Annotated in this window: 20 protein-coding genes; 10 read left to right on the plus strand and 10 right to left on the minus strand. The window is 74.7% G+C overall.

Features of this window, described 5'->3' with window-relative positions; genetic code table 11:
* Window positions 1–38 precede the first annotated feature (38 nt).
* A complete protein-coding gene (locus IE177_RS27475) occupies window positions 39–1,877 on the minus strand; it encodes a glycoside hydrolase family 15 protein (protein WP_190018127.1) in 1,839 nt (612 codons plus the stop codon).
* A gap of 195 nt (window positions 1,878–2,072) precedes the next feature.
* On the opposite strand from IE177_RS27475, the gene IE177_RS27480 reads away from it, so the two are divergent.
* Window positions 2,073–2,279, plus strand: coding sequence for a hypothetical protein (locus IE177_RS27480; RefSeq protein ID WP_190018128.1), 207 nt, complete (start codon window positions 2,073–2,075; stop codon window positions 2,277–2,279).
* A 129-nt stretch (window positions 2,280–2,408) separates the two neighbouring features.
* Here IE177_RS27480 and IE177_RS27485 read toward each other — a convergent pair whose 3' ends face one another.
* Together IE177_RS27485 and IE177_RS27490 are read right to left on the minus strand one after the other, a co-directional pair.
* On the minus strand, window positions 2,409–2,897 hold the full coding sequence (locus IE177_RS27485; RefSeq protein ID WP_190018129.1) for a DUF5709 domain-containing protein: 489 nt from the start codon (window positions 2,895–2,897) through the stop codon (window positions 2,409–2,411).
* Between the two features lie 58 nt (window positions 2,898–2,955).
* On the minus strand, window positions 2,956–4,512 hold the full coding sequence (locus tag IE177_RS27490) for a glycosyltransferase family protein (protein WP_190018130.1): 1,557 nt from the start codon (window positions 4,510–4,512) through the stop codon (window positions 2,956–2,958).
* A gap of 207 nt (window positions 4,513–4,719) precedes the next feature.
* On the opposite strand from IE177_RS27490, the gene IE177_RS27495 reads away from it, so the two are divergent.
* Entirely contained in the window at window positions 4,720–4,959 is a 240-nt protein-coding gene (locus IE177_RS27495; RefSeq protein ID WP_268253186.1) for a CopY family transcriptional regulator, read from the plus strand.
* A 69-nt stretch (window positions 4,960–5,028) separates the two neighbouring features.
* Here IE177_RS27495 and IE177_RS27500 read toward each other — a convergent pair whose 3' ends face one another.
* The gene (locus tag IE177_RS27500; RefSeq protein WP_190018131.1) at window positions 5,029–7,371 is read right to left on the minus strand and encodes a glycoside hydrolase family 65 protein; all 2,343 of its coding nucleotides are present in this window, start codon (window positions 7,369–7,371) and stop codon (window positions 5,029–5,031) included.
* The gene (locus IE177_RS27505) at window positions 7,368–8,108 is read right to left on the minus strand and encodes an HAD family hydrolase (RefSeq protein ID WP_190018132.1); all 741 of its coding nucleotides are present in this window, start codon (window positions 8,106–8,108) and stop codon (window positions 7,368–7,370) included. Before IE177_RS27505 ends, IE177_RS27500 begins: the two co-directional genes overlap by 4 nt.
* Before the next feature lie 86 nt (window positions 8,109–8,194).
* Here IE177_RS27505 and IE177_RS27510 point away from each other — a divergent pair, with 86 nt between their 5' ends.
* The 5 genes from IE177_RS27510 (at window position 8,195) to IE177_RS27530 (ending at window position 15,068) form a co-directional block, all read left to right on the plus strand.
* A complete protein-coding gene (locus IE177_RS27510) occupies window positions 8,195–8,839 on the plus strand; it encodes a nucleoside/nucleotide kinase family protein (RefSeq protein ID WP_190018133.1) in 645 nt (214 codons plus the stop codon).
* A gap of 111 nt (window positions 8,840–8,950) precedes the next feature.
* Window positions 8,951–10,639: an ArnT family glycosyltransferase gene (locus tag IE177_RS27515; RefSeq protein ID WP_190018134.1), complete on the plus strand. Its 1,689-nt coding sequence runs from the start codon at window positions 8,951–8,953 to the stop codon at window positions 10,637–10,639.
* Between the two features lie 78 nt (window positions 10,640–10,717).
* Window positions 10,718–11,635, plus strand: a complete 918-nt coding sequence (locus tag IE177_RS27520; protein WP_190018135.1) for a MurR/RpiR family transcriptional regulator — start codon at window positions 10,718–10,720, stop codon at window positions 11,633–11,635.
* A gap of 479 nt (window positions 11,636–12,114) precedes the next feature.
* Window positions 12,115–12,495 carry a hypothetical protein gene (locus IE177_RS27525; RefSeq protein WP_190018136.1) on the plus strand — a complete coding sequence of 127 codons (381 nt, stop codon included), beginning with the start codon at window positions 12,115–12,117 and terminating at the stop codon, window positions 12,493–12,495.
* A 140-nt stretch (window positions 12,496–12,635) separates the two neighbouring features.
* Window positions 12,636–15,068: a SpoIIE family protein phosphatase gene (locus tag IE177_RS27530; RefSeq protein WP_190018137.1), complete on the plus strand. Its 2,433-nt coding sequence runs from the start codon at window positions 12,636–12,638 to the stop codon at window positions 15,066–15,068.
* A gap of 16 nt (window positions 15,069–15,084) precedes the next feature.
* Here IE177_RS27530 and IE177_RS27535 read toward each other — a convergent pair whose 3' ends face one another.
* From IE177_RS27535 to IE177_RS27545, 3 genes are all read right to left on the minus strand, one after another.
* On the minus strand, window positions 15,085–15,621 hold the full coding sequence (locus IE177_RS27535) for a flavin reductase family protein (protein WP_190018138.1): 537 nt from the start codon (window positions 15,619–15,621) through the stop codon (window positions 15,085–15,087).
* Window positions 15,622–15,718: 97 nt separating this feature from the next.
* Window positions 15,719–16,462, minus strand: coding sequence for a peptidoglycan-binding protein (locus tag IE177_RS27540; protein ID WP_190018139.1), 744 nt, complete (start codon window positions 16,460–16,462; stop codon window positions 15,719–15,721).
* Between the two features lie 108 nt (window positions 16,463–16,570).
* On the minus strand, window positions 16,571–17,413 hold the full coding sequence (locus tag IE177_RS27545; protein ID WP_190018140.1) for an ATP-grasp domain-containing protein: 843 nt from the start codon (window positions 17,411–17,413) through the stop codon (window positions 16,571–16,573).
* Between the two features lie 208 nt (window positions 17,414–17,621).
* Here IE177_RS27545 and IE177_RS27550 point away from each other — a divergent pair, with 208 nt between their 5' ends.
* From IE177_RS27550 to IE177_RS27560, 3 genes are all read left to right on the plus strand, one after another.
* Window positions 17,622–18,365: a TetR family transcriptional regulator gene (locus tag IE177_RS27550; RefSeq protein WP_190018141.1), complete on the plus strand. Its 744-nt coding sequence runs from the start codon at window positions 17,622–17,624 to the stop codon at window positions 18,363–18,365.
* 158 nt (window positions 18,366–18,523) lie between these two features.
* The gene (locus IE177_RS27555; RefSeq protein ID WP_190018142.1) at window positions 18,524–18,940 is read left to right on the plus strand and encodes a Zn-ribbon domain-containing OB-fold protein; all 417 of its coding nucleotides are present in this window, start codon (window positions 18,524–18,526) and stop codon (window positions 18,938–18,940) included.
* A 117-nt stretch (window positions 18,941–19,057) separates the two neighbouring features.
* Window positions 19,058–21,820, plus strand: coding sequence for an alpha/beta hydrolase (locus tag IE177_RS27560; protein WP_190018143.1), 2,763 nt, complete (start codon window positions 19,058–19,060; stop codon window positions 21,818–21,820).
* Window positions 21,821–21,840: 20 nt separating this feature from the next.
* Here the strand turns inward: IE177_RS27560 and IE177_RS27565 are convergent, their stop codons facing one another.
* Both IE177_RS27565 and IE177_RS27570 read right to left on the minus strand, forming a co-directional pair.
* Complete coding sequence (locus IE177_RS27565; RefSeq protein ID WP_190018144.1) at window positions 21,841–22,227, minus strand: PPOX class F420-dependent oxidoreductase; 387 nt, start codon at window positions 22,225–22,227, stop codon at window positions 21,841–21,843.
* 68 nt (window positions 22,228–22,295) lie between these two features.
* Window positions 22,296–23,474 carry a MalY/PatB family protein gene (locus tag IE177_RS27570; protein WP_190018145.1) on the minus strand — a complete coding sequence of 393 codons (1,179 nt, stop codon included), beginning with the start codon at window positions 23,472–23,474 and terminating at the stop codon, window positions 22,296–22,298.
* Between the last annotated feature and the right edge of the window lie 315 nt (window positions 23,475–23,789).

Genomic DNA, 23,789 nt, shown 5'->3' on the forward strand with positions numbered 1-23,789 from the left:
CGCCGGGTACCCCTGCGACCTGCCGGCACACACCGGGTTCAGCCGAGGGCCCGGTCCAGGTTGAAGGCCGCGCTGATCAGGGCCAGGTGGGTGAACGCCTGCGGGAAGTTGCCCTGCTGCTCGCCGGTGCGGCCGATCTCCTCGGCGTACAGGCCGAGGTGGTTGGCGTAGGTCAGCATCTTCTCGAAGGCCAGCCGGGCCTCGTCGAGCCGGCCGGCCCGCACCAGTGCCTCGACGAACCAGAACGAGCAGATGGAGAAGGTGCCCTCGTCGCCGCGCAGTCCGTCCGGGCTGGCCTGGGGGTCGTAGCGGTAGACGAGCGAGTCGGAGACCAGGTCCTCGGTGAGGGCGTCGAGGGTGGACAGCCACTTGGGGTCGGTGGGGGCGATGAACTTGGCGAGCGGCATCATCAGCAGCGAGGCGTCGAGGACGTCGCTCCCCTCGGACTGCACGAAGGCCCCCCTGCGCTCGCACCACCCGCGTTCCATGATTCGCCGGTAGATGGTGTCGCGGGCCTGCCGCCAGCGCCGGTGATCGGCGGGCAGCCCCCGGTGGGTGGCGAGGCGGATGGCGCGCTCGATGGCGACCCAGCACATGAGCCGCGAGTACAGGAAGTTCTTCCGGCCGCCTCGGGTCTCCCAGACGCCCTCGTCGGGCTGGTCCCAGTGGTCGCAGACCCAGTCGACGAGGCGGCACAGGTCGTCCCACTGGCCGCTGGAGATGGGCTGCGCCCACTTGTCGTAGAGGTAGATGGAGTCGATCAGCGCGCCGTAGATGTCGAGCTGGAGCTGGTCGGCGGCGGCGTTTCCGACCCGGACGGGCGCGGAGCCCTGGTGGCCCTCCAGGTGCGGCAGCTCCCGTTCGGGCAGGTAGGAGCGGCCGTCGATGCCGTACATGATCTGCAGGGGGGCGACGGTGTGGCCGCAGCCGGGGCTGATGTGCGTGGTGAGGAATCGCATGAACGCCTCGGCCTCGCCGCTGAAGCCGAGCCGCAGCAGCGCGTAGACGGCGAACGCGGCGTCGCGCACCCACACGTACCGGTAGTCCCAGTTGCGCTCACCGCCGAGCTGCTCGGGCAGGCTGGTGGTGGGCGCGGCGACGATGGCTCCGGTGGGGGCGTAGGTGAGCAGTTTGAGGGTGAGCGCGGAGCGGTGCACCATCTCCCGCCACCGGCCCCGGTACCGGGACTGGTGCAGCCAGTGCCGCCAGTAGGCGACCGTGGCGTTGAACTCGTGCTCGGCCTCGGCGTGTGCGCAGGCACGCGGCGGCACCCCGCCGCCGACCTGGTCGAGGGCGAACACCGCGGACTCGCCCTCGCTCAGCTTGAAGTCGGCGCGCGCGTCCCGGCCGTCGCACTCCAGCGCCACGGTGGAGGTGAGCGCGAGCGACTGCTCGGCGGACTCGAACGCGATCAGGCCGTCCAGCGGACGCAGGGTGTGCGGGGCGGCGCCGTAGTCGAAGCGCGGGGCGACCAGGACCCGGAAGGGGACGGTGCCGCGTACGCACACCACGCGCCGGATCAGCCGCTGCCGGCCCGGGTCGCCGGCCGGTCCGGCGCCGACCGGCATGAAGTCCTGCACCTCGCCGACGCCGTCCTCGGTGAAGAAGCGGGTGATCAGCACGTTGGTGTCGGGGAAGTAGAACTGCTTGGTACGCGCGGGTACGGCGGCGGCCAGCTCGAAGCTGCCGCCGCGCTCGGCGTCCAGGATGGAGGCGAAGACGCTCGGGGCGTCGAAGGACGGGCAGCAGTACCAGTCGATGGTGCCGTTGCTGCCGACCAGTGCCACGCTGCGCAGGTCGCCGATGAGTCCGTGCTCGGCGATCGGCAGGTAGCGGGGGCTGCGGGGCGGGTCCTCGGGGAACGGCGTCACGGCCATGTGCGGCCTCCCGGTGCGAGGTGCGGGTCATTCCAGCTTAGGAGGGAGTGGTTCCGCGTGGCGTGGGCAGGCGCTCCGCGCCCGCTCCCGCAGCGCCTGGAGATGCAGGGTGCGCCCGGGCGGGCAATGGTGAAGGTGTGCCCCATTCGGAGGCACCGGCACGGATGCGGTCATCCGGACCGAGGAGGAGGCATCATGTCGACATCCACACCCGAAGGGTCCCGGTCGTCCGACGACCACTGCACCCCGGACGCCCTGCTCCACTCCGCTCCCTCGAGGGACGTCTCCCCCGAGGACCTGGTGATGGCGGCGGGCAGGGACGTCAACCCGAAGAACCTCGAGTGGGCGCGCCGCAAGCTGGAGACGGAGGGCCCGGCGGCCGTCGAGAAGCTGCTGCCCTAGGGCGGTCCGGGGAATCCAGGGGAACGAACGGTGATCCGGCCGGGCGGGGGCGCGCCCGGCCGGACATCTGTGCGGCCGCGGGGCGGTGCGGTCATGGCGGCGACGCCGTCCCACGTCCCCGCGCCGGCGTCACTCCGGCAGGTCCGTCTCGTCCGGGATCACGTGCACGGCGGCCTCCTCCGCGCCCGCCGCTCCCCCGTCGATGCCCACGTCCTCGGCGACCTCCTCCTTGGTCGCGTCCGGGTGGGCGCCCTCGTCCGGGGCGACCAGGCGGCCCGCGCGGCGCTCACCGGCCTCGGGGTCCACCGGCTCGCCCTCTCCTCCGGGCAGGTCGCCGATCCCGTCGCCGGGCGGTGCGGTCACGTCCGGCACCTCCTGCCTGATCCGCTCGTCCAGGGTCTCCCCCTCGTGCTGCTCGGCGGCGGTGACGCCGTGCCGGGTGACGCCGAGCGGCCGTTCGGGCGGGGAGTAGCCCTCGTCGAGGACGTCGTCGTAGGAACGTTCCCCGACCGCGTCCTCGAGGTCCAGGGGGGCGGCGTCCTCCTGCTCCTCGTTGGTGCCGGTGGGCTGGTAGACGTCGTCCGCCATGGGGGTCTGCTCGGACTGCTGGTCGCTCATCGTCGCCTCCTTCTCGGGTCACGGGCGGTCGAGCACCGCGTTTCCCGCCACCGGATCATTAACCCCGCCGTCCGGCGTCCGGACCGGCCGGATCCGGGGCGGCCGCCGGCGTTCGGGAACCGGCGCGCGTGCTCCGGGCCGGCGGTACGGCGTGGTAGAGCAGTACGTCGTCGAAGCGCGACACCGGCCAGTGGCGGGCGTAGGCGGGTGGGCGGGAGCCCTCCGGCACCAGCACGGCCACCGGCATCCGCCGGGCGGTGCGGGCGATGACGGCCACGGAGCTGTTGGCGTTGTGCCCGGACGTGGCGGCCGAGGCGCAGCCGGTGTAGAAGGCGATCGGGATGGCCTGGCGCCCGGTGAGCAGGCACGGCGGGCGGACTCCCAGGCGGTGCAGCCGGTCCGCGGTGCGGGACCAGTCCCGGTGCGAGGCGGTGGCGCCGTCCACCGTGCGCGCCAGGACGGCGAGTTGCACGGCGAGGTGACCGGCGAGCCCGACGCACACCAGGGCCAGGGCCGCCCGGCGCCAGGGCCCGCGCGGGGCGGTCGCCAGGTGCAGCAGCGCGGCGGCGACGGGGAGGGCGAGCAGCGCGTAGGCGGGCAGCAGGAAGCGGGGCGCCGCGTAGCCGATCAGGAACAGGTAGGGGAACGCGGCCGTCGCCGCGCAGGCGAGCGCCAGTGTCGTGGCCGCCCTGCGGCGGGCGCGGACCGCGACGGCCAGGCCGAGCACGGCGAGCGGGGGCAGGACGAACCACCAGAGGGTGATCAGCGGGTGGGGCAGGGCACCGGTGCAGGGCCGGCACAGGGCCCGGCCGCCCAGGCTGCGCAGTTGGTCCGGCACGGCGAAGTGCCACCCGAGGCCGCCCTGGATGTCCGAGCCGGCGGACAGCCGGCGGCCGAGGCCGCCGTAGCTCACGTACGCCTCGATCACCCACTCGGCGGCCCCGGCGGCGAGCCCGGCGAGCAGCACGCACAGGGCCCGCCAGTGGCGGCGCACCAGGCCGAGGGCGAGGAGCGGCAGGGTGACCCAGACGGCGTCGGTGGGCCGCATCCACGCCATCAGCGTCGCGCTCGCCGCGAGTCCCCACAGGGCGGCCCGGTCGCCGCGGTCCCGGGCGCGCAGGAAGCAGGCGACGGCGGTCAGGGCGCCCAGGGCGACCCAGAGGTTGGGCATGGCCTGGGGGCCGTAGAACAGCGTCACCCACAGGGAGGCGAAGAGGGCGCCGGCGAGGGCGAGCACGCGCACCGGGAACAGGCGGCGCCAGGCGCGCAGGGACACGTACAGGGCGAGGCCGCTCAGGACCGCGAGGTAGGTCCGCAGGAGGGCCGTCGAGGACGACCAGGAGGCGATGGGCGCCACGAGCAGGGAGACGCCGCGGGCGCGGGGCGCGCTGAAGAACGCGGCGGGCGCGTGCCCGCTGACCTGGCTGACGTACACCGTCTCGTCCCAGCCGAGGCCCATGCCGGGCCGGACGAGGAGCAGTTGGGCGAGGGCGTAGGCCGCGGCGACGGCCGCGAGCGGTGCGGTGGCCCACGGGCCGCGGACGCGGGCGGCCGGGTCTCGCGGACGGCGCTCGCGCCGCAGTCCGGCAAGTGTGGCGTGCGCGCTGCCGGCCATCATCACCCCTCTGATCAAGGAAAAACACCGCCAAGCTACCCGAACTCCGGGGTTCCGGTCGGCCGCGCTGGGCCATCCGGGGGGTGACCTCACGCGCTGCAGGGCTGACGCACTGCCGGCACAGGGACCTGTGGCGGATCGGCGCGGCGCGGCGCCGGTGAACTGGAGAACGGGGGGCCGGCGGCCCTGTGAACCACGGAGCGTCCGCTGACGCCGGCCGAGATCCGGGCCGGTCCCGGCGGCGGGCTCGCCTGCAACACCGTTCACACGATTCTCACACGCCCGCACGTCAAGGGGCTGGTGCCGCGGGACACGGCGGGGCTGCGCGGCGCGTACCGGGCGGCGGGAAACGCGGCCGAGCCGACCGCCGAAACGATGCGCGAGGCCGTGTCCGCCCCCGGGGAACGGCGGGCCCTGCGCGAACCGCTCGCCGTCCGCGGCGCCTGAGGGCCGCGGACGGCGTTCCCGCCTGCCGGCGAGCGGGCGCGAACACGGGCCGGAGGCCCGTCGCGGCGGTCAGCCGCCGTTCGGCGCGCGGTGCGGTGGCTGCTCGGGGGCGGGGTGGCGCGGAGCCGGCAGGACGGCGCGTACGGCCGGTCCGTCGGTGCTGACCGTCAGCGGCTCGTCGTGGTGGTGCAGGGTGAGCGGCGGACCGTCCAGCAGCGCGTACGTGACCTTGTCCGCGCCGATGTCCACGCGCAGACGGCGCCCGCGGTACTGGACGTTGAAGGCGAGCCGGCGCAGCCGTTCGGGCAGCCGGGGCGCGAACCGCAGCCGGCCGCCGGCGCGGCGCATCCCGCCGAAGCCCGCCACCAGGGCCATCCAGGTACCGGCCAGCGAGGCGATGTGCAGTCCGTCCCGGGTGTTGTGCTCCAGGTCGTGCAGGTCCATCAGCGCCGCCTCGGTCGTGTAGGCGTGGGCGAGGCCCAGGTGGCCCGCCTGGGCGGCGATGACGGCCTGGCAGCAGGCGGACAGGGAGGAGTCCCGCACGGTCAGCGGCTCGTAGTAGGCGAAGTTCCGCGCGACCTGTTCGTCGTCGAAGCGGTCGCCGCAGGTGTACATGGCCAGCACCAGGTCGGCCTGCTTGACGACCTGCTTGCGGTACAGGTCGAAGTAGGGGAAGTGCAGCAGCAGCGGGTACTGGTCGGCGCGGGTGCCGGCGAAGTCCCACCGCTGGTAGCGGGTGAACCCGGCGTGCTGTTCGTGGACGCCGAGTTCGCGGTTGTAGGGGACGTGCATGGCCTCGGCGGCGTCGCGCCAGGCCGCGCTCTCCTCCTCGTCGACGCGCAGCCGCCGCGCCTCGCCCGGGTGGCGTTCGACGGCGTCGGCCGCGGCGAGCAGGTTCTGCCGGGCCATGAGGTTGGTGTAGGTGTTGTCGTCGGCGACCGCGCTGTACTCGTCCGGGCCGGTGACACCGTCGAGGTGGAAGACTCCGTGGCTGTCGTGGTGGCCCAGTGACCGCCACAACCGGGCCGTCTCCACGAGCAGTTCGACGCCGGCTTCCCGCTCGAAGGCGGTGTCGCCGCTGGCCTCCACGTACCGGACCACGGCGTCGGCGATGCCGGCGTTCACGTGGAACGCGGCGGTGCCGGCCGGCCAGTACGCCGAGCCCTCCGAGCCGGCGATGGTCCGCCACGGGAAGGCGGCGCCGCCCAGCCCCAGCTGGGCCGCGCGTTCGCGGGCCTCGTCCAGGGTGTTGTACCGCCAGCGCAGCGCCTCGGCGACGGCCTCGGGGGCGGTGTGGGTGAGCACGGGCAGCACGAACATCTCGGTGTCCCAGAAGGCGTGCCCGTCGTAGCCCGATCCGGTGAGCCCCTTGGCGGGTATCGCGCGCTGCTCGGCGCGGGCCCCGGCCTGCAGGACGTGGAAGAGGGCGAACCGGACGGCCTGCTGGATCTCCTCGTCGCCCTCCACCTCGACGTCGGCGCGGGCCCAGAAGTCGTCCAGGCAGGCCCGCTGGTCCGCCAGCAGGCCCTGCCAGCCGTCGTGCGCGGCGGCCGCGAGCGCGGCGTCGACCTGGTCGGCCATCGCGGGCAGCGAGCGGGTGCCCGACCAGCCGTGGGCGACCATTTTCTCCACCCTGAGCTTCTGCCCGGGCTCCAGCACGGAGGTGACGGTCAGCCGGGCGACGTCGATGCCGCTCTCGCTGCGGGTGGTGGTGCGCTCGGGACCGGTGACGACGTGGTCGGCGGCGACCGCCACCCGCAGGCCGCTGCGCCGGGTGCGGTGCACCAGCCGCAGCCGGTTGCCGGAGGCGAAGCCGTCCTCCTGTTCCAGCGGCGACTTCAGTGCGATCGCGGCGCGCGGGTCGCCGTTCGGCTCGGGCAGGCTCTCGTTGGTGACCAGCTCCGACTGGATCACCACCCGGCTGCGGCCGCCGACGGCCTCGACCTCGTACGCCACCGCGGCCACCGCCCGCTGGGACAGCGACACCAGCCGGGTCGAGCGCACCCGGACCGTCGTTCCGGCCGGGGAGGTCCACTCGCAGGTCCGCTCCAGCACGCCGCGCCGCAGGTCCAGCACCCGCTCGTGGGAGACCAGCCTGCCGTAGCGCAGATCGAAGGGCTCGTCGTCCACCAGCAGCCTGAGTACCTTGCCGTTGGTGACGTTGATGACCGTCTGGCCCGACTCCGGGTAGCCGTATCCGGCCTCCGCGTACGGCAGCGGGTGCACCTCGTGCACGCCGTTGAGGTAGCTGCCGGGCAGGCCGTGCGGTTCGCCCTCGTCCAGGTTGCCGCGCCAGCCGACGTGCCCGTTGGACAGGGCGAACACCGACTCGCTCTGGGCGAGGACGTCCAGGTCGAGGCTGGTCTCCCGGACGGTCCACGGCTCCACGGCGTACGACCGCTCGCTGATCACCGCTTGCCCCCCAGCTCGGCGAGGTCCCGCACGACGATGTCCGCGCCGTGGGCGCGCAGCGCCTCGGACTGTCCCACCCGGTCCACGCCGACGACGTACCCGAAGCCGCCCGCACGGCCCGCGTCCATGCCGGCCAGCGCGTCCTCGAACACGGCGGCCCGGGACGCCTCGACGCCGAGGTCGCGGGCGGCGGCCAGGAAGGTGTCGGGGCGAGGCTTGCCCGGCAGGTTCCGTTCGGCGGCGACCACGCCGTCGATGCGGACGTCGAAGAAGTGCTCGGCCCCCACGGAGCGCAGCACGTCACGGCAGTTGGCGCTGGAGGAGACGATCGCGGTGCGCAGCCCCTCGGCGCGGACCGCCTCCAGATAGCGCAGGGTGCCCTCGTACGCCTCCACGCCGCCGGTGCGGATCTTCTCCAGCAGCAGGTCGTTCTTGCGGTTGCCCAGGCCGTGCACCGTGCGGGCGTCCGGCGGGTCGCCGGGGCCGCCTTCGGGCAGGTGGATGCCTCGCGAGTCGAGGAAGGCGCGGACGCCGTCGGCACGGGGGCGCCCGTCGACGTACTCGTCGTAGTCGGCGACCGCGTCGAACGGCCGGCCCTGCCGGCCGCCGTAGTCGCGCAGGAACGCGTCGAAGGTCTCCTTCCAGGCGGCCGCGTGGACGACGGCCGTCTTGGTCACGACCCCGTCGAGATCGAACAGGCAGGCCTGGATTGCGTCGGGCAGACCGAGCTGAGTCATACCCAGCACTGTTCCCCGTCGGGCCCGGTCCATCGGGTGGCGCGCGCCACAGGTTCGCGCCGGCCGCGGGTGACACACTTCGTCGTGTGGCGCTGACCTTCGACGACCTGCTCACCCGTGCCCGTGCGCTGCCCAGGGGCGGCCGGCGGGCCGTCCTCGGCATCGCGGGCGGTCCCGGTGCGGGCAAGACGACGCTGGCCGAGCATCTGGTGCGTGCCCTGGGCGGCGACGGCCCGCCGTGGGTGGCGCACGTGCCCATGGACGGCTTCCACCTGGCCGACGCCGAGTTGGACCGGCTGGGCCTGCGGGAGCGCAAGGGCGCCCCGGACACCTTCGACGCGGCCGGGTACGCGGCGCTGCTGCGGCGGCTGCGCGAGGACCCCGACGAGGTGGTGTACGCGCCCGCGTTCGAGCGGGTGCTGGAGCAGCCGCTCGCGGGTGCGATCCCGGTGCCGCCCTCCGCCCGGCTGGTGGTGACGGAGGGCAACTACCTCCTGCTGCGGCGGGGTTCGTGGGCACGGGTGCGGCCCTGCCTGGACGAGGTGTGGTTCTGCGAGCTCGACGAGGAGGAACGGATCCGCCGGCTGGTGGCCCGGCACGAGCGGTTCGGCAAGGACCGTGCGGCGGCGGTGGCCTGGGTGCGGGGCACGGACCAGCGCAACGCCGACCTGGTGGCGACGACCAGGGACCGGGCGGACCTGGTGGTACCCGCTTGCGTCCGGCTGCCGTAGGCGTGCACGGGTGCGGCGGGGAGGGGTGAACCCGCACCGGCCTCCGCCCGTATCCCTGTACACGGCGGAGGGTCTGCCGGTACGACTCGTGAAGCGGTGACGCGGCGGCGGATGATGGCACGCGAACAGCACCCGGTCCTCACCCGTGGGGCACCGGCCGGTGAACCCGCCGGGCCGGCCCCGGTCCGCCCGGCCGTCCGGCTGCGGCGCCACCGGCGATGGCTGGTTCCCCTGCTGGCGGCACTGCTGCTGGCGCAGATGGCGGCGGCGATGGTCACGACGGCGGTGCGGCAGACGCCCACCATCGACGAACCGGTGTACGTGGCGACGGCCACCGACTACCTGCACGAGCACCGGCTGCGCTACAACCCCGAACACCCGCCGCTCGGCAAGCTGCTGATCGCGGCCGGTGTGGCGGTGGCCGGCCCGCGCTACGACCCGTCGTACGCCGGCACCCAGGGGGACGTCGGCCGGCATCTGCTCTACGAGTCGGGCAACGACCCGTGGCGGCTGATGCTGTGGGCGCGGCTGCCGGTGATCGTGCTGACCCTGCTGTTCGGACTGGTCGCCTTCGCGTTCGCCCGTGAGCTGACGGGGACGGCGGGCGGGCTGGTGGCACTCGCGCTGTACGCCTTCTCGCCGGATGTGATCGCGCACGGTTCGCTGGCCACGCTGGACGTCCCGGCGACCGGTCTCGTGCTGACGTCGGCCTGGCTGGTGTGGCGGGCGCGGCGGCGGCCGGTGCTGTACGTGCCGCTCGCCGGGGCGGCGCTCGGCGCGGCCGTGGCGACGAAGATGAGCGAGCTGCCCGCGGTGCCGGTCCTGATGGCGCTGGCGGCGGTGTCGGTGCTGGCGTCCGGCCCGCCCGCCGGGCGGCGGGTGCTGTCCGCGCTCGCGGGTGCCGCGGCCGTGGCGGTGGTGGCGCTCGCGGTCGTCTGGGCCGCCTACCTCGCGGTCGACCCCCGGCTGCGGTTCGTCCCGGCCGAGCCGGTGCCGGCCCTGCACGGACTGCGGGGGCGGCTGGTGGACCTGCTGCCCGTGCCGCCCGCGTACCGGGCCGGGATGCGGGTGCAGTTCGGCCTGGAGAGGTACCCGTGGCAGGGCTATCTCTTCGGCCGCCTGTACACGGGCTCGCTCTGGTACTACCTGCCGGCCGCCCTGCTGGTGAAGACGCCGCTCGCACTGCTGGCGCTGGGTGCGGCCGGTGCGGTGGCGGTGGTGGCGGTACGGCGGCTGCGGCCGGCGGCGCCGTACCTGCTGCTGCCGCCGCTGGTGCTGCTGGCGGCGGCGATGACGGGGGCCCGGGACTTCGGGACCCGGTACGCGCTGTTCGTGCCGGTGTTCCTGGCGGTGGCGGCGGCCGGGGCGCTGGTGCCGCGCCGGCGGTGGCGGGTGCTGCTGACGGGCGCGCTGGTGCTGTGGGCGGCGGTGAGTTCGCTGCGGACGTTCCCGTACTACCTGCCCTACGCGAACGAGGCGTTCGGCGGGCCCGCGCACACACATCGGCTGCTGCACGACTCCAACGTGGACTGGGGGCAGGACCTCGGGCGGCTCGCGGACCGGCTGCGGCAGCGGTACCCGGGCGAGCGGGTGTGGCTGGTGTACAAGGGCAGCGGGGTGCCGTCGTACTACGGCATCCACGCCGCCGATCCGCGCACGGTGCCGCCCGGCCGGGTGCACGGGCTGCTGGTGGTGTCGGACTCGGCCGCCGCCAAGGCGCGCGGGCGGCTAGCCGAGCTGATCGCGAGCAGCCGGCCCGTCGGCGAGGTGGGCCATTCGATCGGCCTGTGGCGGCGGTGAGGACGCCGTCACAACCCCCTGGTCACGGCGGTCGGTGAGCTATGTTGAGTGCTTGTGGCAGAAAAAGGAGGCGGACCGGTGTCCTCGCCGCAGCAGGCCCGCGCACAGGCATCAGCGATCACCTCGGGCAAGACCGCGCCCGAGGCCGAGGCCGCCCCGACCTCCCGGCTGCGCGAGCTGTTCGACGGCCCCCGGCTGTCGCCCGGACAGCGGCGCATCGCCCAGTACCTGATCGAGCACATCACCGAGGCCGCGTTCCTGTCGATCACCGAGCTGGCGGACCGGGTCGGGGTCAGCCAGCCCTCCGTCACCCGCTTCGCCGCCGCCGTCGGTTTCAGCGGCTATCCCGCGCTGCGCGAGACGCTCCAGTCGATCGCCCTGCGCGCGCTCGCCGGCGGCCCCGGCGAGGAGAACCGCGCGAACGAGCTGCAGGCGGCGGTCGACGCCGAGATCGAGAGCCTGGAGAACCTGCGGCGCGACTTCGCCGACCCCGACCGGGTCATCCACGTCGGCCGCGAGCTGTCCCGGTCCAGCCCGCTGACCGTGCTGGGCCTGCGCATCTCGGTGTCGCTGGCCGAGTACTTCGGGTACGCCGCCCGCCGGATCCACCCCGACGTGCGGCTGGTGACCCGGGGCGGCAGCGTGGCCTACGACGCGCTGCTGCAGGCCCGCGAGGCCGGCGGCACCTGGGTGCTGGCGTTCGCCATGCCGCGGCACTCCCAGGAGACGCTCCAGGCGATCCGGGTGGCGCGCGGCGCGGGCCTGAAGGTCGCCCTGGTGACCGATCTGGCGCTCGGGCCGCTGGCCGACGAGGCGGACGTCGCCTTCGCCACCGGCACGGGCTCACGCCTGGTCTTCGACTCCTACGCCGCGCCCGGGGTGCTGGCCGCGGCCCTGTTGCAGGCCATGACCGACGCCGACCCGGAGCGCACCCAGGCCCGCCTGGAGAAGTACGAACAGCTCTCGGAGCAGCACCAGTTCTTCCTCAAGGACTGACTCGCGGGCCCGGCCTGCCTCCGGTCAGGGCCGGGTGGCCCCGGCCGATCTTCCGCCGGCGCGGGGCAATCGTGAAGATCTTGCGGCGCCTACCCCCTGGACGGGGATCTTTCGGTTCAAATCGCGCATGAATGTTTTCATACGTCTTGCAAAGTAGTCGGCATATATAAATACTGCTCCACGGATCGCACCCGGCGCACTCCGGGCTCGCTCCGCACCCGCGGACTCACGGCCCGCACCACCGCCCCGAGAAAGCCGACGGACCGCCCATGTGCCTGCATCACCGCGCACAGCAGTGGTCCCGGACGCCCGGGGCCCCCGCACGGACACCCCCAGCCGCGTTTCCTACCCACGTCGGCGTCCGGGGTGTACCGGGGCGCACCGTCTGCGCGGTGCGCCCGTGGCGGTCCCGGCCATCCCCTAGGCCGGGACCGCCCCGAACCCGTCGGACACCCTCACGACGCCGCACACCGGAAGCGATGATCATGCCCCTGACCAGCACGCGCATCAGCCCCGACTGGCCCTGTCAGGTCAAGTCGCCCGGCAGTTTCGACTGGGAGCGTTCGGCGGCCAAGTGGCTGCGGGAACTGATTCCCGCGCGCTACGCCAGCTATCCGGCGCTCATCCGGCATCCCGTGCTGCTCGCCCGGCACGCGCAGATCCAGGTCCAGCAGGAGATCCGGGTGGCGCGCACCGCGCTGCAGACCGCACGCGCCGAGCTGCCGGTGCTCGGCCTGCCCGAGTCGGTCATCGAGCACACGATCAAGATGTACGCCGCCGAGGTCATGCAGCTGCAGCACATCGCGCGCAGCGTCCGCGCCGTCTCCGAGGCACTCGCCGGCCGCTGCGCCGGACGCTGAGCCGTGTCCCCCGGCCCTCCTTCCCGCCCCGCCGGCTCCCGGCGGCGCTCCACCCGCCCCCGCCCGGGGACCCGCGCGCCCCACGCGGGGCGAGCCCCCTCGGAAGCCGACCCGGCAGACGAGTGATCGGGCGGGCCCGGATGTGCAATGCTCGTCGCGTGACGAGCGAGCCCGTGCCCCCGGTGGACCCCGGCACCGGCGCCGACCTGTCGGCGCTGGCCAAGGTCGTGGCCCGGCAGCGCGCCGAGATGGAACGACTGCGGGACGCGGCCGCGACCACGGCCGTCCTGGAGCGGGCCAAGGGCGTCCTCATGGCGGCCACCGGATGCACCCCGGCCGCCGCCCAGGAGGAACTGCTGCGGTGCGCCAAGGACGGCAACCGCACGCTCCTCGAACAGTGCTGGCTCACCCTGGGCACCCTGACCCCGCCCGCCGCGCCGCCCCCCGGCAAGCCCCGGGTGCCGTCCCCCGCACGCCCCGCCGCCGTCATGCCCTGGGACCCCGCGCCCGACGGCGCCGTGGAGATGGCGGAGGTGCTCGGACACATCGGCCGGGACCTGGTCCGGGTCGCCTCGCCACCGGAACTGGCCGGGTGCCTGCTGGAGCACCTGGCGCCCGAGGTGCACGCCGACGCCGTGATGCTCTACGAGCGGCTGCCCGAGGGCGGGATGGAACTGATCGGTCACGCCGGGGTCGACGCCACCCTGGCCGCTCAGTGGCGGCACGTGCCCCCGCTGACCGGGATGGCCGCCTTCGACGCCGTGCACACGGGCGAGCCGCGCTGGCTGGAGGACCTCGCCGCGGACCGCGGCCGCTACCTGCTCATCGGCGACCCGCCCGAGCAGTGGCCCAGCCGGGCCTGGCTGCCCGTACCGGCCGGCGGCACCGCCACCGTCGCCCTCGGCGTGCTGCGCCGGCACAGCGGGCCCTTCGAGCCGCGCGAGCGGGAGCTGCTGCTGGCCCTGGCCCGGCTGTGCGCGGGCCGGCTGCGTGCCTTCGACACGCCCCGGGAGCCCGCCGGCGAGGACGGCTTCACCCGCAACGTCCAGGCGGTGCTCGACGCGCTGCCGGGCACCGCGATCCTGCTCACCCCGCTGCGCGGCGCCTCCGGCAGGGTGGAGGACTACCGGATCGACGCCGCCACCGCGGACGCGGTCGACGTGTTCGGCCGCACCGGCCGGAACATGGTCGGCACGCACATCCTGGAGAGCTACCCGTCCGTCGCGGGGGAAACGCTGTGGCACGGCTATCTGCGGGCGCTGGAGACCGGCGCGCCGTACGAGGGCGAGCCGTTCGCCTATCAGGACGTCTCCGACGGAGTGCCCGTGAGCGCCACCTACTCGGTACGGGCGGCACGGCTGGGCGCCGGGCTGCTCGTGACCTGGCTGCGGCACGATCCCGTGGAGCGGCAGGAGCAGCGCCTCGCGGACGTGCAGCGGCTCGGCAACCTCGGCTGGGCGAACTGGAACCTGGTCACGCAGGAGATCTCCTGGTCCGCCCAGGCGTACGCGGTGCTCGGCCGGCCGCCCGCGCGGGGTCCGCTCCGGCTGGAGCGGCTGCCCGGCCTGGCCGTGCCGGAGGACGGGGCGCTGCTGGCCCGCTCGATCGGCGAACTCGTCGACGGCGGCCGCTCGTTCGACGTGCCGTTCCGCGTCGAGGCGCCCGGGGGCGTCCGGCACCTGCGGATGGTCGCGGAGGCGGTCACGGACCCGGACGGCACCCCGGCGGAGGTGCACGGCTTCGTGCAGGACCTCACCGCGCAGCGCAGCGCGGAACTCGCGCTGGTGGAGAGCGAACGGGCGATGCTGCTGCAGCGCGGCGTCCTGCAGGCCGAGCGCGCCCTGGCGGCCAAGATGCAGCACGCCCTGCTGCCGCTGCCGAGCAAGCCGGCGCGGCTGGCGGGACTGCGCGTCGAGGTCGCCTACCTCGCCGCGCAGACGGGCACCCACGTCGGCGGCGACTGGTTCAGCGCGATCGAGCTGCCGGACTGCGACGCGCTGTTCGTGGTCGGCGACGTGGCCGGGCACGGCATGGACGCCGTCGCCACGATGGCCCAGCTCAGGTTCACGGCGAAGGGCATGGTCAGCACCGGCTCCTCGCTGACCGGGGCGCTGGCGCGGCTCAACCAGCTGCTGCTGCACTCCCGCGACGGCCAGATCACCGCGACCATGGTGCTGGCCCGCTACGACCCGGACACGCGGGTCCTGGCCTGGGCGCAGGCGGGGCACCCGCCACCGCTGCTCATGCGTCGCGGCGAGGCGCGCTACCTGACCCGCCCCCGCGGCATGCTGCTCGGCGCGACCAGCGCCCCCGTCTACGAGTCGGGCGAACTCCGCCTGGAGCCCGGCGACCGGCTGCTGCTGTACACCGACGGTCTGGTCGAACGCCTCGGCGAGGGCCTGGACGCGGGCTTCGACCGGCTGGCCGAGGCGGTGCGCGCCCATGGGCACGGCGAGCCCGGCTCCCTGGACGCGCTGCTCGCCACGCTGCTCGCCGACGAGCGGCGGGACGACGTGTGCGTGGTGGACATCCGGATGCCGCTGGAGGACGACGTGCCGGACGCGCAGGGCTGACGGCCCGGCCCGCCGGTCAGCCGGCGGGATGACCGGGGTCGATGTCGTAGGTGTCGGACAGCCGCAGCAGCGGGCCCTCCCGGCCGCCGCCCCACCGCACCGGGTCGAGGACGAAGCCGACGTGGTCGCCGCCGTCCGTGCGGTGGATGATGGCGCCGGCGAACCAGGCCGCCGCGCCGGGCAGGACGGCCGTGCCGCCCGGCCCCTCCTCCCAGTCCAGCAGCGCGAACTTGTCGACCTCGTCGCCCGTCTCGCCGCCGAAGAGCCCGGCGAGGTCGCGCTGGTCCCGGCTGAGCAGGTGGACCGCGAGGTGGTGCGCGGCCCGGGCCACACGGTAGGTGTGGTTGGCCTTGGACAGCCACACGGTGAACCGGGGCGGGTGGATGGAGCACTGCGAGGCGAAGCCGACCAGGCAGCCGGCGCGCTCGCCGTCCGCCACGGCCGTGACCACGCACATCTGGGGGTCGAGCCGCGCGAAGAAACCGTGCAGTTCCGCCGTGCCGGGGGCTGCCGCCGTGCCGTCGGCCTTCCGTGTGCCGTCCGTCCTCGTCATGTCGTTCCGCTCCCGTCCGCCGCTCGGGCCCCGGCCTCAGCTCACCACAGCGCGCGCGGACGCGCCCGCCGGGTACCCGGTGTTCCCGGCACCGCGCTCATGATTCCTCGCCGTACCCGGTCCGTGACTCCAGCACGCGGCGCGTGTCGTCGCCGTAGACGCCGGTCTCGTCGCCGCTGACGCCGTACCAGAGCTGGAAGCGGGCCACCGCCTCGGTGAGGGTGGCGTCGTAGGTGCCGCTGGCGGAGCCGTCCCGGTACACGTCCGGGACGTGCAGGAGGCGCTGCTGCAGGTCGGCGACCTCGGGACCGGTGTCGCCCTCGCGCAGGGTGCCCGGGCCGTCGGGGTCGTCGGCGGGGGTGGGCGTGGCGGCCGTCGCGGTGGCGGCCGGGGCGGTGGGTGCGGCCGGTGCCGGTGCGGTGGGCGACGCGGTCGCCGCGGGTTCGGCGGGGGGCGCGGTCGCGGCCGCCTCCTGGCGGCCGGGGAGCAGCAGGGCGCCGGCGAAGCCGACGAGCGCGGCCGCCGCCACGGCGACGGCGACGCCCGCCCGGCGCGGTCCGGGTCCGGGTGCGCCGGTGGCGCGGGCGGCCCGCGCACCGCCGCCCGGCAGGGGCGGCAGTTCCCGGGTCTCCTCCTCGGCGCTCTCAGGAGTCCGAGGCGGGGCGCGGCGCGGTCCGGCCGGCGTGCCGGCGGACTCGTACGCGGCCGGGTCGGCCGGGTCCGGGTGCATCTCCCGCATCAGTTCCGCGAGGGCGTCGAACCGGCGCAGCCGCACGACCCGGACGGGTTCCAGCACCGGTCCGGTGTGCGGCGGTGGTTCGGGATCGGGCGGTGTCGGCATCTGGCTCTCCTCTCCGTCCATCCGGGAGTCCGGCGTCTGTGCGCTGAGATACGGCGCGCACGGCGGCCCCGTTCAGGCGCGCCCGGTGAGCCACGCGGCGAAGCGCCGTCAGGCCGGGCTGAGCGCTCCGTGGACGAACCGGCTCAGGGACGCGGTGAACGCGGTGACGAAGGCGTCCCTCGCCTCCTCCGGCAGGGCGTCCAGGGAGAGGTAGGGGTTGAGGTCCTCCAGTTCGACCAGCAGCAGGCCGCCGTCGGGGGCCCGGCAGGCGTCGACCCGCTGGATGCCGCAGCCCAGGTCGTTCCAGTCGACGAAGCGGCGGGCGAACTCGAGGTCGGCGGCGGTGGCCGGGTAGGGCCGCAGGTCCCAGCGGCGGTCCGGGTCGGGGGCGTACAGGGCGTACTGGAAGTCGTCGTCGACGAAGTAGAACGACACCTCGTAGGCGAAGTCGACGCAGGGCTGGACGAGGACGTCGCCGGTCGCGAGCGCGCGGACCTGGCCCGCGGTGACGACGCGCATGCCGAGGGAGTCCGCGCCGAGCCTGGGCTTGACGACGTAGCGCTCGGCCGGGGGCAGCCGGTGCAGGTCCTCGGCGCGGCCGACGGTCGGTATGACGGGGAAGCCGGCGGCGCTCAGGTCGAGCAGGTACTGCTTGCCGGCCATGTCGGCCTTGCCGGTGAGCGGGTTGTAGACCCGGGCGCCGGTGGCCAGGGCCCGCGCGCGGAAGGCGGCGTACTCCTTCTCGTAACCGAGCACGGGTCCGCTGTTGCGGACGACGACGGCGTCGTGGCCGTCCATCAGCGCCGCCGCGTCCAGCGGATGGCACAGCGCGAGGTCGAAGTGGGCGCGCAGCCGGGAGGTGAGGTGGATGTCCTCGTCGCAGTAGCGGCGCCCGCGGGCCTGGTACGCCAGGTCCGTGACGTAGAGCAGGCGGGGGCGGGCGGCGGGCATGCGGCATCTCCTCGGGCGGGGCCGGTGGCGGCGGATTCGGCGGGTGCGGGCCGGTGCCGGCACGCTGGGGTGGAGAAAGGTTACGTCGCGGGCGGCGGACCGCTTCGACCGCCCTCGGGCCGACCGCCCGAAGCACTCAGTTCCCCCGAAAGGCGCCTTCTGCTGCACTGAGTGTCACAACGACCTTGCGGGTGCTACGTTCCCGTCCATGAGCTCCAGCAGCGCGGCGCCGGCCGCCAAGCCGCCGATGCGGGACGCCCTGGTCGAGGCGGCCTTCCGGCTCTTCCTGGAACGCGGCTACGAACACACCACGGTGGACGACATCGTGGCCCTGGCCGGGGTCGGCCGGCGTTCGTTCTTCCGCTACTTCCCCTCCAAGGAGGACGTGGTCTTCCCCGACCACGAGCGCTGCCTCGCCGACATGACCGCCTTCCTCGCCGCGAGCGGCGAGGAGCACGAACCGGTGCGAAGGGTGTGCGACGCGGCCCGTATGGTGCTGCTGATGTACGCGGAGAACCCGACCTTCTCCGTGCAGCGCTACCGCCTCACCAAGAGGGTCCCGGGACTGCGCGCCTACGAGCTGTCGGTGGTGTGGCGGTACGAACGCGCGCTCGCCGAGTACCTGCGCGGGCGGTTCGCCGGGCGGCCCGACGGCACACTGCGGGCCGACGTGGTCGCGGCCGCGGTCGTCGCGGCGCACAACAACGCCCTGCGCTCCTGGCTCCGGTCGGACGGCGAGGGCGACGCCGGCACGGCGGTGGACCACGCGCTGGGGTTCGTGCAGCGGGCGTTCGGCCGCCCGGCGCAGCCGCCCGTGCGGGCCGTCCACCTCCTCCCGCCGGCCGACGCGGCGGAGGGTCGGCCCGACGACGTGGTGGTGCTCGTCTCCCGCCGTGACACGCCCGTGTGGCGGGTGGTCCAGGAGTGGGAGGCGGCACTCGGCCGCGCCTGACTCCCCGGCCGCCGGCCAGATTGGGGGTACGCAGTGCCTTTACGAGTGACACTGAGTGCCATACTCTGTCGGCGTGCACGGTGGCACGGCCGCCGCGCACCCGCGTGCGCCCTTCGCCGGCACGCGGGATTCCGGCCGAGCGCAGGGAGTTGAACAGCGTGTACCACCACTCAGCGAGCGTCTCGCATCCGGCGGCCGGCTCCGCGGCGGGTGTCCTCGACCCCGTCTCCGCGGACTCCAAGGACGCCATCCTCTTCCAGCGCTGCACCTGGTGCGGCACGGCGATGTACCACCGGCTGCTGTGTCCGGTGTGCCAGGGCAGCGAGCTGCGCACCGAACGCAGTGAGGGCAGCGGAACGGTCCGCCACTCCACCGTGGTGCACCGCAACACCCCGGCCGCGCGCAACGTGTCGCTGATAGAGATGGCCGAGGGGTTCGTCGTGCGGGGCCGGGTGATGGGCCCGCCGGTCGGCATCCACAGCGGCGACCGGGTCCACCTGTCCACCGCCAAGGACCCCGTGCGCGGCGAGCCGGTCTTCCAGCTGGTCGGCGAGCCGTACCGCGCCTGGACCTGACGGCCCGCCGGCATCGCCTCCGCCGCACAGGCAACCCACGGACTCCTCTTTCCATCCTCCGGGGGCGAGGGGCTCCCGGGACGGACGGGACGCCCGGCTCGGGTTCGAGGAGGAACAGTGGTCCGTGCCCGGTACATAGGCATGACCGCCGCCGTGTTGCTCGCGGTGGCGGGCGCGTCCCCGGGGGTGGCGGTCGCCCGGCCCCAACAGCCCCCCGCCGTGGGGGCGTCGACGGCCACGGACGGCGGGCAGCTGCCGCCAGGGTGGCGGATCGCCGCCGGACGCTCGGCGCCGCAACTGGAGTGGCGGTCGGACCGGCCGGTGCCGATGGGCGACGCGCGCGTCGAATTCCGGACGGCCGAGGGGCTGTTGGGGGTGCCGAAGCCCGGCGAGGACGGCCACACCTTCCGTCTGCCGCTCGACGCGGGGCGGACGGGCGGGCTGAACGGTCTCCAGGCCTGGGCGGGCGGACGCCGGCTGGACGCGCGGGACGGCGTCCCGGCGGCCTCGGCGGCCCGGCCGCCGGCCCCGCTGCCCGCGAACGCCGTGGACCCGGGCAGGCCGGGCGCGTACCGCACGAAGACCGGCGAGTACAGCCTGCGCTCCGTGCGGCTGCCGGGCTTCGCGAAGCCGGTGGAGATGCGTGCCGTGGTCGTCGCCCCCGTCGGAGCCCCGGGCCGGCGTCCGCTCGCGCTGTTCCTGCACGGCCGCCACTACACCTGCTACCGGGGCTCCGGGAACGTCTCCGGGGAGTGGCCCTGCCCGGCCGGCACCAAGCCGGTGCCGAGCCACCGCGGCTATCTGCGCGACCAGAAGCTCCTGGCCTCGCAGGGCTATGTGACGGTGTCGGTCTCCGCCAACGGCGTCAACGGGCAGGACTGGGCGGCCGAGGACGGCGGCGCGCAGGCCCGCTCCTCGCTGGTGCGCCTGCACCTGGCCCGCTGGGCCGACTGGGCCGAGCACCCGGGGACCGCGCCGCAGGTCGTCCGCGACGCGCCCCGCGCCGACCTGTCCAAGGTGCTGCTGGTCGGGCACTCGCGGGGCGGCGAGGGCGTCGACCGGGCCGCGCTGGACAGCCTCTACGCGCCGCCCGCCGGCCAGGACGGCTACCACGGCCCGGTCCGCTGGAAGATCCGCGGCACGGTCCTCATCGGCCCCACCGTCTTCGGCCAGAACCCGGTGCCGGACGTTCCGTCGGTGACGATCCTGCCGGGCTGCGACGGTGACGTCTCCGACCTGCAGGGCGAGGTGTACGTCGACGGGACCCGCGGCGTCGGCGAGGGCACCGCGCTGCACAGTGCCGTGTACGTCATCGGCGCCAACCACAACTTCTTCAACTCGGAGTGGACGCCGGGCCGGTCCGCCGCACCCGCCGAGGACGACTTCTACGACGACGCGCGGCACCCGGACCCGGTGTGCGGCAAGCGCGCCGCGACCCGGCTGAGCGCCGACCAGCAGCACCGGGCCGGTTCGACGTACATCGCGGCCGCCGCCCGGCTGTTCCTGGCCGGCGACGACCGGGTGCGGCCGCTGCTGGACGGCTCCGGCAAGCGGGCGCCGTCCGCGGACCCGGCACGGGTGCTGAGCCACGCGGTGGGCGCGCGCCGGGACGGCGGGTTCCTGCCCGACGGCGGGGTGTCGGTGACGGGCGGCAAGCTGTGCGACGCGGTGGACCCGCGCCCCGCCAGGGCCTGCCTGGGCCAGGGGACGAAGGGCACGTCGCCGCACTTCGCTCGCTGGGAGACCGATCGGGAGGCCGGCCGGCACGCGATCGCGCTGCACTGGACGCGGGCCGGTGCCCCCGTGCGGGTGAGCGCCGGGCGGCCGGTGTCCCTGTCCGGTGCGAAGGCGCTGGCGCTGCGGCTGTTCGTGCCGCCCAACTCCCGTGGCGCGCGGCTGGACGTGTCGCTCACCGATGCCTCCGGCCACAGGGCGACGCTCGGCCGGGTCCGTGCGGACGGGCTGCCGGGCAGCGAGCGGACCGCCTCCTACTGGGCGCGCGAGGTCCGGGTGCCGCTGACGGCGGCCACTCGCGCCGGGCTCGACCTGAAGTCGGTCAAGTCCCTGACGCTGACGCCGCGTTCGGGCTCCGGACGGGCCTGGCTGATGGACGCGTGGGGCTGGCGGGCCGGGACGCCCGCCGTGCGGGCGTCCGCGCTGCCGCGCGTGGACATCGGCCGCGCCACCGTGGACGAGGGCGACTCGGGTGTGCGCACCTACCACGTCCCCGTCCAGGTGACGGGGCAGGGCAGCGGCCGGGTCCGGGTCTACGCCGTCGACCCGGCCACCGGCACGGTCAAGGACCGGCTGGTCACCGTGCGTCCCGGTGGCCACGACATCGACGTGCCGGTGACGGTGAAGGGCAACACCCGCTACGGCAGCGACGTGTCGTACGACGTCTTCGCCAAGGCGGTCCGCGGCGCGGTCGTCGGCTCCTACCGGGGCGGGATCACGGTCCACGACGACGATCCCGCTCCCGCCATGACCGTCACCCCGGTCGCCGGCCGGGTCGCCGAGGGGAAGTCGCTCAGGTGGCGGCTGTCGCTGTCCGAGGCGGTCGACGTGGACATGAGCGCGATGTTCACGGTGGTTCCGGCCGACGGGCCGGAGCTGTCCACCAAGGACGTCCCGGCGGGCTGGCTGCGGGACACCGCCGGGGCGAAACCGGACCCGGAGCGGCGGCTGTCCGCGGTGGACGGCCTCTATCTGTGGGTGGACATCCCGGCAGGCCGGCGCGTCGCCGACGTCACCGTGCCCACGGTGAAGGACCGGGTGACGGAGCCCGCGGAGTCGGTGCGGTTCCAGCAGATCGACCCGCAGACCGGCCGGCCGCGGGACGGCGGCCTGGTGCTGTCCGGATCGGTGACGAACGCGTCATAGGACGTGTACCCGGGTGGCCCTCAGCCCGTGAGGGTCACCCGGATGCCGACCGTGCCGTCGAGACCGCGCCGCAACCGGCTGCCCAGCAGGGTGAGGCGGCCGAGGAGACCGTACTTGCGGGCGATGAGAGCGCGGTAGCGGGCGGTGACGGCCGCGCCGGCGATCTCGGCGGTGGCCGGGACCTGGTCGCCGGTGGGGTTGCCACGCAGGTCGCAGGGACCGACCAGAACGCCGGGCCGGCGCCGGATCCGCTTCACCTTGAAGCTGTCGGCGGCCGTCCAGACCCCCAGGGTCTCCCCGTCCCGGACCACCCATACGGGGGTGGCGACCGGGGTGCCGTTCTTGCGGTAACTGGTCACCAGCAGGTACTTGCCGGAGCCGAGCCGGTCCAGGCGCGTGTCGTCCATGCCCCGCAGTCTAGGAGGCCGGCGTGCGGCCGCGGCCCGTCAGCGCGTGCCGTGCCCGGCCGCCCCGGTCACACCGGCGCCGCCGCCATGCGCCGTACGCCCTCGGTGAGGATCTCCGGCGGGGTCGCGAGGTTCAGGCGTGCGTGCCCCGCGCCGCCCGCGCCGAAGGGCAGGCCGGAACTGAGGGCGACCCGGCCGCGGTCCAGGAACACCTGGGCGGGGTCGTCGCCGAGGCCGAGGGGACGGCAGTCCAGCCAGGCGAGGTAGGTGGCCTCGGCGGGGTAGGCGCGGACGGCGGGCAGGTGTTCGGCGAGCAGGGCGGTGAGCAGGTTCCGGTTGGCCTGCACGCCGGCCAGGACGGCGTCGAGCCAGCCGGTGGCCTCGCGCAGGGCGGCGGTGTGCGCGATGACGCCGAGGTGGCTCGGGCCGTGGCCGACCTCCTCGGGGAGCCGGCCGAGGTCTGCGGCGGCCGCGGGTCCGGCGAGGGCGAGGGCTGCCTTGAGACCGGCCAGGTTCCAGCCCTTGGACGCCGACATCAGGGACAGGCCGCGTTCGGCGCCGGGCACGCTCAGGTAGGGCACGAAGGTGACGCCGGGGGCGACGAGCGGGGCGTGGATCTCGTCGGCGACGACCCGGACGCCGTGGCGTTCGGCGAGGCCCGCGACGGCGGCCAGTTCGCCTGCGGTGTGCACGGTGCCGGTGGGGTTGTGCGGGCTGCACAGCAGGTAGGCGGCGCGTCCGCCGTCCGCGGTCGCCTCCCGGAAGGCCTGCTCCAGGGCGGCCGGGTCGACGCGCATGCCGGCGTCGAGCGGGACCTGCACCACACGGCGGTCCATGTGCTCGACGAACTGGAAGAACGGCGGGTACACCGGCGGGTTGACGATGACCGGGTCCCCGGGGCCGGTGACGAGCCTGAGCATCTCGACCACGCCGAGCATCACGTCCGGAACGACCGCGGTCCGCTCGACGGCGATGCCCTCCCACTTCCACCGTTCGGCGGCGAAGGCGGCGAGCGCCTCGGCGTAGGCGGTGCCGACCGGGTACCCCGTGTCACCGAGGGCGAGGGCGTCGGTGACGGCGCGGACCACGGGTTCGGCGAGCGGGACGTCCATCTCGGCCACCCACAGCGGCAGCACGTCCTCGGGGTAGGTGCGCCACTTCATGCTCGTACGGCGCCGCAGCCGCGCCAGATCGAGGGCGTGCAGCGGATCCGGTTCGCCGGGTGCGTCGTGCGGGATGCCGGTCATGGGGCTCAAGATAGAGGGTCGCGGCGCACGCGGAAACCGGGCGACCGGGGCCGGCGGGCCGCGCCGGGCGCCCGCCTCCCGGAGATCTCCCGCCGCGCGTCGGGCACGTGCGGGCTGGTGGCCGGGGCGGTCGGCGCGGGAGCCGGTGCGGTGTTCAACTGGCGCGTCCGGATCGGGCGTTGGACGGTACGACGCCCGTCAGGTGTCTCTTCCGAGGAGCTGGCCCACGTGCCCGGCCGAGAAGACCACCACCGGAGACCGAGAAGACCACCGCCGGAGGTGAACGCCGCCGTCGCGCGACGCGTATGGAGGAAC

The sequence above is a fragment of the Streptomyces lucensis JCM 4490 genome, assembly GCF_014650035.1.
GTDB lineage: Bacteria > Actinomycetota > Actinomycetes > Streptomycetales > Streptomycetaceae > Streptomyces > Streptomyces lucensis.

Coding starts and splice junctions, on each gene's coding strand:
- IE177_RS27475 (WP_190018127.1), bottom strand. CDS start 1,877: ATGGCCGTGACGCCGTTCCCCGAGGACCCGCCCCGCAGCCCCCGCTAC.
- IE177_RS27480 (WP_190018128.1), top strand. CDS start 2,073: ATGTCGACATCCACACCCGAAGGGTCCCGGTCGTCCGACGACCACTGC.
- IE177_RS27485 (WP_190018129.1), bottom strand. CDS start 2,897: ATGAGCGACCAGCAGTCCGAGCAGACCCCCATGGCGGACGACGTCTAC.
- IE177_RS27490 (WP_190018130.1), bottom strand. CDS start 4,512: ATGGCCGGCAGCGCGCACGCCACACTTGCCGGACTGCGGCGCGAGCGC.
- IE177_RS27505 (WP_190018132.1), bottom strand. CDS start 8,108: ATGACTCAGCTCGGTCTGCCCGACGCAATCCAGGCCTGCCTGTTCGAT.
- IE177_RS27515 (WP_190018134.1), top strand. CDS start 8,951: ATGATGGCACGCGAACAGCACCCGGTCCTCACCCGTGGGGCACCGGCC.
- IE177_RS27525 (WP_190018136.1), top strand. CDS start 12,115: ATGATCATGCCCCTGACCAGCACGCGCATCAGCCCCGACTGGCCCTGT.
- IE177_RS27530 (WP_190018137.1), top strand. CDS start 12,636: ATGTGCAATGCTCGTCGCGTGACGAGCGAGCCCGTGCCCCCGGTGGAC.
- IE177_RS27535 (WP_190018138.1), bottom strand. CDS start 15,621: ATGACGAGGACGGACGGCACACGGAAGGCCGACGGCACGGCGGCAGCC.
- IE177_RS27540 (WP_190018139.1), bottom strand. CDS start 16,462: ATGCCGACACCGCCCGATCCCGAACCACCGCCGCACACCGGACCGGTG.
- IE177_RS27545 (WP_190018140.1), bottom strand. CDS start 17,413: ATGCCCGCCGCCCGCCCCCGCCTGCTCTACGTCACGGACCTGGCGTAC.
- IE177_RS27550 (WP_190018141.1), top strand. CDS start 17,622: ATGAGCTCCAGCAGCGCGGCGCCGGCCGCCAAGCCGCCGATGCGGGAC.
- IE177_RS27565 (WP_190018144.1), bottom strand. CDS start 22,227: ATGGACGACACGCGCCTGGACCGGCTCGGCTCCGGCAAGTACCTGCTG.
- IE177_RS27570 (WP_190018145.1), bottom strand. CDS start 23,474: ATGACCGGCATCCCGCACGACGCACCCGGCGAACCGGATCCGCTGCAC.